Origin of the sequence: Streptomyces asoensis (assembly GCF_016860545.1) — a bacterium.
Classification (GTDB): domain Bacteria; phylum Actinomycetota; class Actinomycetes; order Streptomycetales; family Streptomycetaceae; genus Streptomyces; species Streptomyces asoensis.
Map to the genome: position 1 here is coordinate 2110087 of NZ_BNEB01000002.1, position 13978 is coordinate 2124064.

Consider the following 13978-nt stretch of genomic DNA (forward strand, 5'->3'; position numbering starts at 1 on the left):
TCGGTAGCTCGCTACGGTCTCGGACCGCCCGGCATGCGCCGTACGACGCCATGGGGGGACCGGAATGCTGGCTGAGGCGATGACGGTGTTGGCCGCGGCGGGGGGCAGCGCGGTGGTGCAGGCCGCAGGTACGGACGCGTGGGAAGGGCTGCGCAGCCGGCTGGCACGATGGTTCGGCCGCGGGGACGCGGCCCGCGAACAGGGGGAGCTGGAGCGGCTGGAGCGCAGCGCGGCCGAACTCGAAGCCGCCGATCCCGGCACCGTGGACCGCGTCAGGACACGGCAGGAGGCGGTGTGGACCACCCGCATCGAAACCCTGCTGGAAGATCTGGCCGATGACGACCAGCGTTCCCACGCCGCCGACCTGCTGCGGCAACTGCTGGCGGAGGCCGCCCCGGCAGCGGTCGCAGAGACGGGGCTGGTGTCCGGCAACACCTTCAGCGGGCCCACCGCCTTCCAGGCCGGCAACAACAACCACCAGGACGTCCGCTTCGGCCCCCAGCCGTGACCGCTCCCGGCACCGGCACCCCGGGCGACGGCGGGGTGCACGGCAGCACCTTCAACGGTCCCTCGGCCTTCCAGACCGGCGATCACGCGACCCAGTACGTTCAGTTCGTCTACCGGTGGAAGCCCGCGTACCGGATCGAGGGCTTTCCCGCCACTCCACGACCGGTGCCCGCCCGGATGACGGCCGAGCAGCCCTCCCGGCTGCTCCGGGCGGTACATCAGGTGGTGCCCTTCACCGGCCGTGGACGCGACTTGGACGCCCTGGCCCGCTGGCGCGACGATCCGACCCCGGGGGCGGCCGTCCGGCTGGTGCACGGCCCCGGCGGCCAGGGCAAGACCCGCCTGGCCTCCCGCTTCGCCGAACTGAGCCGCGAGGCGGGATGGACGGTGTGGCAGGCCGCCGTCAATGAAACCGACGCCGAGTCCATCGACACCAGCCCTGCCCCCGACACCGCAGCCGGCCTCCTGCTGGTGGTCGACTACGCCGAACGCTGGCCCACACCCGACCTGCACAGACTCCTGCAAGAGCCGCTCCTGCACCGCGCCGGCACCCCGGTGCGGATCCTGCTGCTGGCACGCCCGGCCGGAATCTGGTGGGAGAGCCTGGACACCTGGATCGGTGACACGCTCGACGCGCCCGCAGAGTCCCACCTCCTGCTCCCGGTGGCCGATGACCCCCAGGCACGCGCCGCCCTGTTCCGCCAGGCGCGCGACCGCTTCGCCGACCACCTCGGTCTGCCCCCAGGCCGGGCCGCCCGTATCGGCCCGCCGCTGGACCTGGACACCGACGACGACTACGCCCAGATCCTGACCCTCCACATCGCCGCTCTGGCCGCCGTCGACGCCCACCTGCACGACGAGAGCGCCCCGACCGACCCGGCCCGCGCCTCCGCCTACCTCCTCAAACGTGAACGCGCCCACTGGAGCGCCCTGCACCAGCGCCGGCCCCAGCCCTTGTCCACGACTCCGGAGGCCATGGGCCGCACAGTGCTGACCGCCACCCTCACCCGCCCCCTGGCCCGCGCCCACGGCCGGAGCGCCCTCGACCGGATCGGGCTCGCCGACTCCACCGCCGAGGCCAACACCCTCCTGGACGACCACCGCTACTGCTACCCCCCGCCCCACGCCGACCCAGCCCGCACCGTGACCGTGCTCGAACCTCTCTACCCCGATCGCCTGGGCGAGGACTTCCTCGGCCTGACCACCCCTGCCGGCCCCGACGCCCGCGACACTGCTCATCCAGTGCCCAAGGCCGTCACCGACGACTGGGCCCACCACGCCACCGCACGCCTGCTCCTCGACCCCAACGGCGCCGTCACAGCCGCGCCATGGACCCGCGACACCCTGACCGTACTGATCGAAACCGCTCGCCGCTGGCCCCACGTCGCCACCGGCGAGCTCTATCCCCTGCTCAAGAACCACCCGGAACTCGCCCTGCACGCAGGCGGCACCGCCCTCGCGGCGCTGGCCGGCCTCGACAGCCTCGACCTCACCGTCCTGGAGGCCATCGAGCCCCACTTCCCCGAAGACCGGCACACCGACCTCGACGTCGGCATCGCCGCCGTCACCGCCCGTCTGGCACACCACCGCCTGGCCACCACCCACGACCCCGCCACACGCGCCCGGACCCACGCGACCCTCGCCGCGCGCCAGTCCTACGCCGGGCTTCGCGGCGAAGCCCTCACTGCCGGCGAGAACGCCGTGTGCGCCTGGCGCGACCTCTGCCGCACCAACCCCGCACACCAGCCCGGCCTCGCGCTCGCACTCTCCAACCTGGGGGCCTTCCTGGCGGCGGTGGGGCGGTGGGAGGAAGCCCTGGCCGCCGGCGAGGAGGCGGCGGAGATCTGCCGTCAACTGGCCTCCGGCAACCCTGCCCACGCATCCGACCTCGCGCGCTCGCTGTCCAACCTGGGGGAGGCCCTGTCGGCGGTGGGGCGGCGGGAGGAAGCCCTGATCGTGGGGGAGGAGGCGGTGGAGATCTACCGCCTGCCGGCCTCCGGCAACCCTGCCGCCCACGCATCCGACCTCGCGCGCTCGCTGTCCAACCTCGGCAACCGGCTGTCGGCGGTAGGGCGGTGGGGAGAAGCTCTGACCGCCGGGGAGGAGGCGGTGGAGATCTACCGCCTGCTGGCCTCCGGCAACCCGGCCGCCTACAGCCCTGAACTCGCCGGCTCGCTGACCAATCTCGGGACCTGGCTGTCGGCGGTGGGGCGGCGGGAGGAGGCTCTGACGGGTGCCGAAGAGGCCGTGGAGATCCACCGGCGGCTGGTGTCCGGCAATCCGGCGGCCTACACCCCCGACCTTGCGGGCTCGCTCTCGAACGTCGCCATCCGGCTGTCGGCGGTGGGGCGGCGGCGGGAAGCTCTGACCGCCGGGGAGGAGGCGGTGGACATCTACCGCCGACTGGCGTCCGACAACTCCGCCGCGTACGAACCCGACCTCGCGCGTTCGCTGTCCAACCTGGGGGAGGACCTGGCTGAGGTGGGGCGGAGACAGGAAGCCCTCGCCGCCGGCGAGGAGGCGGTGCAGATCTACCGCAGACTGGCGCTCGGCAGCCCCGCCGCCTATGAACCCGACCTCGCGCGCTCGCTGTCCAACTTCGGCATCCGGCTGTCGGGGGTGGGGCGGCGGGAGGAAGCCCTGATCGCCGCCGAGGAAGCGGTGGACATCTACGGTCGGCTGGCGTCCGTCAGCCCCGCCGCGTACGAACCGGATTTTGCGCGGTCGCTGTCCAACCTCGGGGCCTGGCTGTCGGGGCTGGGGCGGCGGGAGGAAGCCCTGACCGCCGCCGAGGAAGCGGTGGAGATCAACCAACGGCTGGTGTCCGCCAACCCTGCCGCCCACGAACCCGACCTCGCCGCCTCCCTGTCCAACCTCGGTATCCGTCTGTCGGGGGTCGGGCGGCGGGAGGAAGCCCTGGCAGCCGAACAGAAGGCGGTGAAGATACGGCGTCGGCTGGCGGCGGACAATCCGGCCGCCCACGAACCGGATTTTGCGCGGTCGCTGTCCAACCTCGGGGCCTGGCTGTCGGGGGTGGGGCGGCGGGAGGAAGCCCTGACCGCCGGTGAGGAGGCGGTGAAGATACGGCGTCGGCTGGCGGCGGACAGTCCGGCTGGCTACGAACCCGATCTCGCGCGGTCGCTGTCCAACCTCGGGGCCTGGCTGTCGGCGGTGGGGCGGCGGGATGAAGCCGTGACCGCCGGCGAGGAGGCGGTGGCGATCTGCCGTCGGCTGGCGGCGGGCAACCCGGCTGCCTACGAACCCGACCTCGCGCGGTCGCTGTCCAACCTCGGAGAGGACTTGTCGGCGGTGGGGCGGCGGAGCGAAGCCTTGACCGCCAGCCAGGAAGCGGTGCAGCTCTACCGTCGGCTGGCGTCCGCCAACCCCGCCGCCCACGAACCCGACCTCGCCGCCTCGCTGACCAACTGGGCATGCGTGCGCCATGAAGCACGGCAGGACCCCTCCGGAGCGCTGCGAGCCACCGGGGAAGCGGTGGAGATCTACCGACGACTCATGACGGTCGCGCCCGCCCGGTTCCTTTCGCCGCTCCGCTTCGTGCTGCGCTTGCAGGCTGACCTGCTCGTCAGACTCGGGCGTGTGCGCGAGGCGAGAGACATCCGGACATGGCTCGCGGCGAACACCCCGGGAGTGGGTCGCAGAACTGAGTAGTGCGGGCCTCGTCGGGCAGAGAGGGGGCTCGTCCCGCCTTTCTAAATCCGACCCGCATGGTTCATAGAATGGCTTGGTGAAAGACATCGACGCGATCGCGGTGCTGCATGATCCGGTGCGGCGTCGCCTGTACGAGTACGTGGCGGCGCAGGGCCGTGAGGTCGGCCGCAACGAGGCCGCAGAGGCGGTCGGGGTCGCGCGTACGCTCGCCGCGCACCACCTGGACAGGCTGACCGAGGCCGGGCTGCTGGAGAGCGGCAGTCGCCGCCTGACGGGTCGCTCGGGGCCGGGAGCCGGCCGTCCCGCCAAGGTGTATGTGCGCGCGCAGGGCGAGCGGTCGATATCGCTGCCCGCCCGCGACTACCGCACCGCTGCCGAGCTGTTGGCCGAGGCCGCCGAGGAGGCCGGCCTGGACGACGGGCTCCGGGCGGCTGCCCGTCGCCGTGGTGAGGCCCTGCGCGGTTCGACGGCGCCCTGCGGCGGTCTGGAGGAGGTCATGGAGATGCTGACGGCCCGCGGATACGAACCGCATCTGGAAGGCGTCGAGGGGGAGGCCGGGGCGGCCGAACCCGTCGTCCGCATGCGCAACTGCCCGTTCCATGCCGTCGCCGAACGGTTCCCGCCGCTCGTCTGCGGCATGAATCTCGCCCTGCTGGAAGGTCTGCTCGGTGCGCACGGTCCCGTCCGTGCTCGCATGTACGCCCGACCGGGGGAGTGTTGCGTAGTGGTGGAACCCTCTAAAAACGATGAACATTGACATAGAAATTGACGCCATGCTGAGATGGAGGCCATGACCGCATCCGCACAGGCCAGCCATCTCGCTCAGCTCAACGTCGCCACACTCCGGCACCCGCTCGACGATCCGCGCGTGGCGCCCTTCGTCGAGATGCTCGATCCGGTCAACGCCGCCGCAGACGGCGCGCCCGGCTTCGTATGGCGGCTTGTGGAGGAGGGAGCGGAAGACGCTACCGGTCTGCGCCCGGCGGGTGAGGACGTCATCGTCAACCTGACGGTGTGGCAGACACAGGAAGCCCTGTGGGACTTCACCTACCGCAGCGGGCACCTCGAGGTGATGCGGCGGCGACGCGAGTGGTTCGAGCGGCATGTCGAAGCGCACCTGGTGCTCTGGTGGATCCCCGCCGGGCACCTCCCGACCGTCGGCGAGGCGCTGGAGCGGCTGGCCGACCTGCGGGCGCACGGGCCGTCCCCGCGCGCGTTCACGTTCGCCTCCGCCTACACCGCCGCCGAGGCCGCCGCACCTTCGGGCAGTGCCGCCGGGGCAGACTGAGTACGCCGCCCCCAGGGCGCCCGGTCGGCGTCACCAGGCCTGACCCGGAGTGGCGTCACCAGCTCATGCTCACCTCTCCACCGCCGCACATCCGACCCTTCGTCCAGCTCCGCCGGTATCGGGGCAGGTGCCCTCTTCCAGCTCCGGCGGGGCCCCTCGCGCGGCGGCCTTGGCGATCAACTGGTCGCCCGTTCCGTGGTCGGATTCACCTCTGCCCGGCGACCGGGCGCAGGACCGGTTCGCGGCGGAGCCTGATGAAGGTGACGGCCAGGGCGACGGCCTGGAGGGCGGCGCAGCTCAGCACCGCTCTGTCCAGATCGGCGGCCGGAGTGAGGGCGACCAGGATGCCGGCGACGGGAAAGGGAAGCAGCAGGACGAGCATGGTCAGCGACAGTGTGGCCCCGAGCGCCGTGTAAGGGATGACCATCGAGCGCACGGTGCGCAACACGACCGTGAGGCCGCCGTCGCCCGCCATGAAGAGCGCGACCAGAATCGTGTAGGAGAGGAAGGACGACGCTTGCGGTACGCCCAGACAGGCCACCGAGGCGAGTACCGCGGACATGGCTCCCACAGCCCATAGGCCGAAGCGGCCCAGGACCAGACGGCAGCACGTGATCGCGAGCAGAGTGGCCACCGCGGCAGCGGACCACATGGTGCCGACGCTGGCAGGCGAGCGACCGAAGGTCTCCACGACGATGACCGGACTGGCGGATTGCAGCAGACCGAGGGCGAGGTTGGAGCAGGCCAGTCCTCCCACGAGCCACCGCAGAGCGGGCAGTCCCACCAGTGTGCGCAGGCCCGTACGCAGCCCGCCGGCTCCTCCCGTCCTCCCCTTGGACGCGACACGCAGCGGGGTCGGCGGGGTCTGAAGCGCGAGCACGGCAGCGGACAATGACACCGCGCTCAGACATCCGAGCATCCATCCCGGCCCGGCCAGGATGAGGAAACCGGCGAGCAGCGGACCGATGACCGTGGCCGTCTGATCGATACCGACCAGGACCGCTTGTATTCCGTCGGGCCGGGCTTCGCCCCGCCGGACGACGACCGCTCCGACAGCCTCGTTGGCGACGAACCCGAACTGGGAGAGGACGCCGGTCAGGGCGACCAGCACCAATAGGGCCGACGTCTGCGTGGTACCTCGCGGAAGCATCGTCAAGATGACCGCGCAACCCGCCACCACGGTGGCTCGGCCCAGGGACGACAGAAAACCCACGATGGCTGCCCCGCGACGGTCCACGACGTTCCCGGCAAGGACGAACGCCGCGATCCGCGGCGTCCATTCCAGCGCGAACGCGAGACCCGTCAAAGAGGCGGAATTAGTGATCGTCAGGACGAGAAGCGGCATTGCATACGTTGACATCGAAAATGCCAGCGCATCACCCGCACGCGGACCGTAGATCCGCCGGATGAGCCCGCCGGGCGGAAGGGCGGCATGGCGACCGGCAGGCCGGTCCTCGTATGCAGTGAGGGCCACGAATGGGAGGCTTTCGGCGAGGTGTGTCGAATGGGGTGGAGAACGAGAGGTATTGCACGCGCTGAAAGCGGTGCTCGTACATCAGCTGTGCCGAAAACCGTGCGGAGTGAAAGTTCGCGCAAATGTGGCAAGAACGATTAACTGACGCGCCTTCGTCGACAGTTGACGGCTTAACCTTACCTTCCCGTGCAGCTCTTGCGTATCGAGTGGGGTCCGGCTCATGGGTATGAGGTGTTTTCGGCGGGATAATGAACTCATTGCACCGGGGCCCGGATTTCGGTATAAGCCCCCTATCGCCGCCGCGTGCGGAGTGACGGCCTTTCGGGTTCGGGGTCGTTCCTGGCGAGGCTGGTTGCTCCAGGAGTTCCGCAATGCCCGGGTCGTGCCGCGAGGCCGGCGCCGACCCCGCGCAAGGTGAAGACCGGAATCCGGAGTGCCGAGCGGGGGCTGTGCCCGCTGCCGCGACTGCCGGGAGCGGCCTGGGTGCGGCGGGCCCGCTTCGGTCGGAACGAGATCCCTCATGCCCCGTGTCGGAACGTACAAGAGCTGGCTCTGTGGTGCTGGATGTATGCCTTGATTCGGGAGACCTGGGGTCACTGGAAGGCATAGAGGCTGTTCAGAGGCGGGGTGCTGCGTCGATGCGGCTGGCGGCAGGACCCTTGCCATCGACGTAACGTGCGTTACATCTAGCCAAAGATGGTCGTCTTCTGTAACTTCCTCATGCGGCCGACGGACCTCCGTCGGTTCGGACACCTGAGGGGTACGCCAACGATGAACGCTCGCCCTACCCGCTGCTACGCGGCGGTCGCCGCGTCAGCCACAGCTGTCGCACTGCTCTCGGCCTGCGGAAACGGCGATACCGCCACTCCTGCGGCCGGCAGTTCAGCCTCCGTGGCAGGCGTGGCGGTACAGAAGGACCAGATCCTGCACGACGCACTGCCTGCCGCGATCAGGGACGCAGGTGTCGTGCGAGTCGCCACCGACGTGCCGTACCCGCCGTTCGAGATGTTCGCCAAGGAGGGCGAGAGCGAGCTGACCGGTCTCGACTACGACCTCGGCCAGGCGCTCGGAGCCAGACTCGGAGTGCGGTTCACGTTCACTCCGCAGAAGTTCGACGGCATCGTCCCCGGCATTCAGGCCGGGAAGTTCGACGCCGCGATGTCCGCCATCACGGACAACAAGGAACGGCAGAAGGTGGTCGATTTCGTCGACTACTCCCAGTCCGGCTCGGGCATCCTCGTCGCCGACGGCAACCCCGAGAAGATCACCAGCCTTGACGACCTGTGCGGGAAGAAGGTCGCCGTACAGGCGGCGACCAACCAGCTGGACCTGTTGCGCAACCATCAGGACTCGTGCACGAAGGCAGGCAGCCGGAAGATCGACGTCCAGACCTTCCCCAAGGACTCCGACGCCCAGCTCGCGCTGCGCTCGGGCAAGGTGGCCGCACAGGTGCTGACCAAGCCCGCAGCCGGCTGGACGGCCAAAACGGCCGATGCCGGCAAGGTCTTCGACCTGGTGGAGGACCCCGCCGCGCCGGGCGGCTACAACGCCTCACCCAACGGCATCGCGGTCTCCAAACAACTGCCCGGTCTCAGCACCGCCATCCAGAAGGCCCTTCAGTCCCTCATCGACGACGGTACCGCCGGCAAGATCTTCGCGAAGTACGGAGTGACGTCCATCGCGGTGAAGGAAGCCACGAAGAACGCGGCGGTCGAGTGAAGATGACCGACACCACCGCAACCGTTGACCACCGCGCCCCGGCCACACCCGATCTGGAGATCGTTCCGGTCCGCCATCACGCCCGCTGGGTCGCCGTGGCCGTGTCGACATCCACCCTGGCCGGCCTGGTCGGATCCCTGGCCAAGAACGACAACCTGCACTGGGACGTAGTCGGCCGCTACCTCTTCGCAGACCTGATCTTCGACGGGCTGTCCACCACCTTGTGGCTCACCGCCGCCGCCATGGCCGTCGGCCTGGGTCTCGGCGTCCTCGTCGCGGTGATGCGTCTCTCGTCCAGCCCCGTTCTGTACGGGCTGGCCACCTTGTTCGTGTGGGTCTTTCGCGGTACCCCCCTGCTGGTGCAGATCATCTTCTGGGGCTACGCGGCAGCGCTCTACAAGTACGTGATGATCGGCATCCCGTTCACCCACGTCACCTTCTTCCAGGCCGAGACGAACTCCCTGCTCACCCCGGCGGTCGCAGCACTGCTCGCTCTCGGCCTCAACGAGGCCGCCTACGCCTCGGAGATCGTCAGGGCCGGCATCCAGTCCGTCGACCCCGGGCAGGCCGAGGCCGCCCACTCCCTGGGCATGCGGCCCGCGATGACCATGCGCCGCATCGTCCTGCCCCAGGCCATGCGGGTCATCATCCCGCCGATGGGCAACGAGACCATCAACATGCTCAAGATGACCGCACTGGTCTCGGTCATCTCCGCCCATGACCTGATGTCCAACATCCAGGACGTCTACGGCCAGAACTATCAGGTCATCCCCATGCTCGTCGTGGCCAGCATCTGGTACCTCGCCCTCGTGACGGTGCTGAGTCTCCCGCAGGCCTGGCTGGAGCGCCGCTACGGCCGGGGGACCACACGCTCCGGCCACGTTTCCCCGTTGCGGCGCATCTTCCAAGGCGTCACGGGCCTCGTCCCTCGCACCCGAAAGGAGACGGCCCGATGAGCACCCCCATGATGCACGCCGAGAACGTGCGCAAGCGCTATGGCCACCTCGAGGTTCTCAAAGGCATCGACCTGATCGTCGAGCGCGGGCAGGTGTGCTGTCTGCTGGGACCGTCCGGCTCCGGCAAATCGACCTTCCTGCGCTGCATCAACCATCTGGAGAAGGTCGACGGCGGCAAGCTGACCGTCGACGGCGAACCGGTCGGCTACCGCCGCCAGGGCGACACCCTGCGTGAGCTGCGGGAACGGGAGGTCGCCGACCGGCGACGCTCCATCGGCATGGTCTTCCAGCGCTTCAACCTCTTCCCGCACATGACTGCCCTGGAGAACATCACCGAAGCCCCCGTCAAGGTAGGCGGCGTAGCCAGAACCGCAGCCCGCGAGCAAGCCGAACTGCTGCTGGAACAGGTCGGCCTCGCAGATCGTGCCGGGTACTATCCCGCCCAGCTCTCGGGCGGCCAGCAGCAGCGCGTGGCGATCGCCAGAGCGTTGGCCATGAAGCCCAAGCTGATGCTCTTCGACGAGCCGACCTCAGCACTGGATCCGGAACTCGTCGGCGATGTTCTCGATGTCATGCGCCGGCTGGCGGCCGACGGCATGACCATGGTGGTGGTGACGCACGAAATGGGTTTCGCCCGTGAGGTCGCCGATACCGCCGTCTTCATGGACCAGGGCGTCGTCGTCGAAGCAGGAGATCCCCGGCAGGTGCTGGTGGAACCGCGACACGAGCGCACCCGGGCCTTCCTGGCCAAGGTCCTGTGACGAACCGCGAGCGCCACCAGCACCGGCTCACCGAGCTGCTGTCCCTGGCCCGCGCACACCAAAGCCAGTACCTGGACGACCTCGCCGAAATCGTCGCCATCGACTCCGGATCCTTCAGCCCCGACGGCGTCAACAAAGTCGCCGACTGGGTCCAGGCCCGCCTGGAAAAGCTCGGCTTCACCGTGGACCGACAGGCACCCACCCAGCACAACGACCCGCCGCTGGGGGACACTCTCGTCGCCCGCAAACGCGGACGGCTCACCGAGGCGCAAGGCGGACGCAGGATTCTCCTCGCAGCACATATGGACACCGTCTTCGACGACGGCGCCGCCGCCGAACGGCCCTTCTCCCTGGACGGTCCGATCGCCTACGGCCCCGGGGTCTGCGACGACAAGGGCGGCCTTGTAGCGGGACTGACGGCCTTGGCGATCCTCGCCGAACACGCCGCACCGGACTACGCGGAGCTGGTGTTCCTGGCCACCCCGGACGAGGAGATCGGCTCACCGGTCAGCCGCGCCGTCACCGAGGCCACAGCCCGCGGCATGCACTACGCGCTGGGGCTGGAAGGAGCACGGGCGAACGGCGACCTGGTCATCGCCCGCAAGGGCGTCGCCGACTACCGCCTCACCGTCACCGGGCGCCCGGCGCACGCCGGCATCGAGCCCGAGCGCGGTGCCAACGCGGCCCTGGCCGCCGCCCACCTTCTGGTCGCCGTTCAAGCCCTCAACGGACGCCGAGACGGCGTGACCGTCAACGTAGGAGTGATACGCGCCGGTACCCGCACCAACATCGTCTGTGCCGAGGCCGAACTTCTGCTGGAAGTCCGATCCGACACCGTAGCCGGCATCAAGTGGGCCGAGCAGGCCATCGAGGACATGGCCCGTGATCCCGCCGTGGCAGGAACCTCGGTCCGCCTGGAACAGACGGACCTGTGCCCGCCCATGGAAGACACCCCCTCGGCACGGGACCTGCTCACCCGGGCGAAAGCCACCGCCAAAGCCCTCGGCTTCGACCTCGGAGCCACCGCCACCGGCGGTGTCGGCGATGCGAACCTCATCGCGGGTACAGGTGTACCCGTCCTCGACGGACTCGGACCCGTCGGGGGAGCCGATCACACGCCACAGGAATGGCTGGACACCAGCACCGTCGCTCAGCGCGTGACGCTCTTGGCCGACCTCGTCGCCTTCCTCGGCGACATCGGCAACAGCCGCTGACCCTCAGAGCCACGCCCGCATCCCGCCCGACATCCGCCGTGCCCCGCTCGAGCCGGGCGTGGCGGTCAGCCCACCCCCAGCCCGTCTCAGGAGACGACATGAGAAAGCCCACCCCGCCGCGCCTTCGCTCCGGCCTGGCCGCAACCACCGTTCTGGCCCTCGTCCTTGCCGTCGCGCCCGCCACCGACGCTGCCGCCCGGCACCGTACGCAGCCACACCCCGGTTCCCTGGTGCTGGTCGGTGGCGGACTGAAGGACGACAACACCCGGATCTACCGCGAGATCATCGACCGCGCGGGCGCAAGCGACGCCCGCATCGGCGTCCTCACGGCCGCCTCGGTCCCCGAAAGCCAGGACCCCGACGCGGCCGACCCCGACACCTGTAGCAACTCGGTGTGCAACGGCGCCTACTACGCTTCGCTGTTCAAGAAGCACGGAGCCCTGGACGCACAGTGGATTCCCGTCGACCTCGACCACATCGCGAACGCCGACTCCGACGCCGTCGTCGCTCAGATCAACTCCATGACGGGCTTCTTCTTCGGCGGAGGCGACCAATACCGCTACGTCACCACTCTCCTGCACGGGGAGCGGCACACCGACTCCAAAGTCCTGGCCGCCATCCGGGCCAAGCTCGCACAGGGGGCCGTCGTCGCGGGAACCTCCGCCGGCGCGCAGATCGCCGCCGGCCATGACATGGTCACCGGCGGCGACTCCTACACAGCCTTGCGCGACGGCAGCGCGCCAGGATATTTCGAGGATCCCACCACTGCGGGCTACCTCCCCGAAGGCGGCTTCGCCTTCCTGCGCTCCGGCCTGATCGACACCCACACAGGAGCCGAGGGCCGGGAGGGGCGCGCCCTGCGGCTGGCCGCCGACACCGGCCACACCCGCGTCTACACCCTCGAGGAGAACACCGCCCTTGTCGTCGACGACCCCGGTACCGGGCACGAAGATCTCACCGTCCTGGGAGCCAACGGCGTCGGCATCTTCGACCTGCGGCACGTCCACACCCGGCGCCAACCGGCCGGCTGGAGCCTCACCGACGCCACCTACACCTACCTCACCGACGGCGACCGCTACGACGCCCGCCACTGGCAGGCGATACCAGCACGCGACAAGGACCTCCTCCTGCCGCAGACGAACACACCGGTGCCGGCGAACCACGACGTGTTCTACTCGACCGCCAACCCCACCGGCGTTCCCTACTCCTTCCGCACCACCGCCCGGGAGCTCGCCGCGACCCGCGACCCTCGGCAGGCCACGGCGACCACCTACGAAACCGGGCCCCGATTCACGGTGACCTTCACCAAAGACCGTCGCTTCAGCGCCTACAGCCAGGACGACAGCCGCACCCCGCAGACATTGATCGGCATGCGGATCAGCATCACACCCTGTTGACACCGCCTGGCTGGCCCCTGACGTCTGCGCGCGCTGAGTGCCGGATCGCTGCCTGGCCGCCCTGATCAGCCACTAGGCTCTGACCGTGCCTCGTGCATGATCGGAAAGGACACCCCCATGGTCACCGGCACACTCGCCGACGACATCCGCCGAAGGCTCGGCGAACTGAGCCCGGCCGAACGCAAGGTTGCCCGCGTACTGCTCTCCGCCTATCCGGCAAGCGGCTTCGAGACCATCGCCACCATCGCGGAACGCGCCGCGGTCAGCTCACCGACCGTCCTCAGGTTCGTCGCACGGCTGGGGTTCAACGGATTCCCCGACTTCCAGGCAGCCCTGCGTGCGGAACTGGACGAGCGCAACGCCTCGCCGCTGGCGCTCTACGAGGCCGGCGAGGCCGCTTCGAGCGATGACTCCACCACCGGTCTCCTCGCGCGCAGCAGCGGTCTGTTCAGCACTGCGGTCGCGCAGACATTGGCGGAACTGCCCGCCGCGGACGTCGAGAACGCCATCGCCCTGCTGGCCGACCCGAAACGACGCATCACGCTGGTCGGAGGACGCTTCTCCCACCTCTTGGCGCAGTACCTCGGCCTGCACCTGATGCAACTGCGCGACAATGTGCGCTTCCTGCCCGAGCGTGACGTCGAACGCACCGCCGCTCTCGCCGAGTTCACGCGACGCGACGTCGTCGTCGTCTTCGACTACCGCCGCTACGAGGACGAAACGCTCGCCATCGCCCAGCTCACTCAGGAACACGGCGGCAAAGTGATCGTCTTCACGGACACCTTTCTGTCGCCCACAAGCGCACACGCCCAGGTGGTCCTCCCCAGCCGCGTTTCCACACCTTCTCCCTATGACAGCCTCGTGCCGACCATGGCGGTGGTCGAGACCGTCGTCGCGGGCGTGATCAGCACCCTCGGGGAGGAGGCTCACCGGCACATGCAGCGCAGTGAGGAAACCGCCCGCCGTGTCGGCCTGGTCTGACAGGGCGCCCGA

11 protein-coding genes are annotated in these 13978 nt (G+C 69.5%); 10 read left to right on the plus strand and 1 reads right to left on the minus strand.

Translation table 11 applies throughout. The features are described 5' to 3' along the window. Window positions 1–79 precede the first annotated feature (79 nt). The 4 genes from Saso_RS12340 to Saso_RS12355 all read left to right on the plus strand — a co-directional run bounded on the left by Saso_RS12340 (window position 80) and on the right by Saso_RS12355 (window position 5464). Window positions 80–508 (plus strand): hypothetical protein, encoded by a 429-nt coding sequence (locus Saso_RS12340; RefSeq protein WP_189919364.1) that lies wholly within the window; start codon window positions 80–82, stop codon window positions 506–508. Beyond that, entirely contained in the window at window positions 505–4176 is a 3672-nt protein-coding gene (locus tag Saso_RS12345; protein WP_189919366.1) for a tetratricopeptide repeat protein, read from the plus strand. Before Saso_RS12340 ends, Saso_RS12345 begins: the two co-directional genes overlap by 4 nt. A gap of 76 nt (window positions 4177–4252) precedes the next feature. Continuing rightward, window positions 4253–4933 carry a helix-turn-helix transcriptional regulator gene (locus tag Saso_RS12350; RefSeq protein ID WP_189919368.1) on the plus strand — a complete coding sequence of 227 codons (681 nt, stop codon included), beginning with the start codon at window positions 4253–4255 and terminating at the stop codon, window positions 4931–4933. Window positions 4934–4966: 33 nt separating this feature from the next. Then, a complete protein-coding gene (locus Saso_RS12355) occupies window positions 4967–5464 on the plus strand; it encodes a DUF3291 domain-containing protein (protein WP_189919370.1) in 498 nt (165 codons plus the stop codon). 205 nt (window positions 5465–5669) lie between these two features. On the opposite strand, the gene Saso_RS12360 is transcribed toward Saso_RS12355, so the two are convergent. Next, window positions 5670–6938 (minus strand): MFS transporter, encoded by a 1269-nt coding sequence (locus Saso_RS12360; RefSeq protein WP_189919372.1) that lies wholly within the window; start codon window positions 6936–6938, stop codon window positions 5670–5672. A gap of 900 nt (window positions 6939–7838) precedes the next feature. Here Saso_RS12360 and Saso_RS12365 point away from each other — a divergent pair. From Saso_RS12365 to Saso_RS12390, 6 genes are all read left to right on the plus strand, one after another. Next, a complete protein-coding gene (locus Saso_RS12365; protein WP_229901144.1) occupies window positions 7839–8657 on the plus strand; it encodes an ABC transporter substrate-binding protein in 819 nt (272 codons plus the stop codon). A 2-nt stretch (window positions 8658–8659) separates the two neighbouring features. Next, window positions 8660–9613 (plus strand): amino acid ABC transporter permease, encoded by a 954-nt coding sequence (locus Saso_RS12370; RefSeq protein WP_189919376.1) that lies wholly within the window; start codon window positions 8660–8662, stop codon window positions 9611–9613. Between the two features lie 8 nt (window positions 9614–9621). Continuing rightward, window positions 9622–10374, plus strand: a complete 753-nt coding sequence (locus tag Saso_RS12375) for an amino acid ABC transporter ATP-binding protein (protein WP_189919569.1) — start codon at window positions 9622–9624, stop codon at window positions 10372–10374. Next, window positions 10371–11588: a M20 family metallopeptidase gene (locus Saso_RS12380; protein ID WP_189919378.1), complete on the plus strand. Its 1218-nt coding sequence runs from the start codon at window positions 10371–10373 to the stop codon at window positions 11586–11588. The genes Saso_RS12375 and Saso_RS12380 overlap by 4 nt, the downstream gene beginning before the upstream one ends. Window positions 11589–11686: 98 nt before the next feature. Continuing rightward, a complete protein-coding gene (locus tag Saso_RS12385) occupies window positions 11687–12985 on the plus strand; it encodes a cyanophycinase (RefSeq protein WP_189919379.1) in 1299 nt (432 codons plus the stop codon). A 117-nt stretch (window positions 12986–13102) separates the two neighbouring features. Further along, complete coding sequence (locus Saso_RS12390) at window positions 13103–13966, plus strand: MurR/RpiR family transcriptional regulator (RefSeq protein ID WP_189919380.1); 864 nt, start codon at window positions 13103–13105, stop codon at window positions 13964–13966. Window positions 13967–13978: the final 12 nt, after the last annotated feature.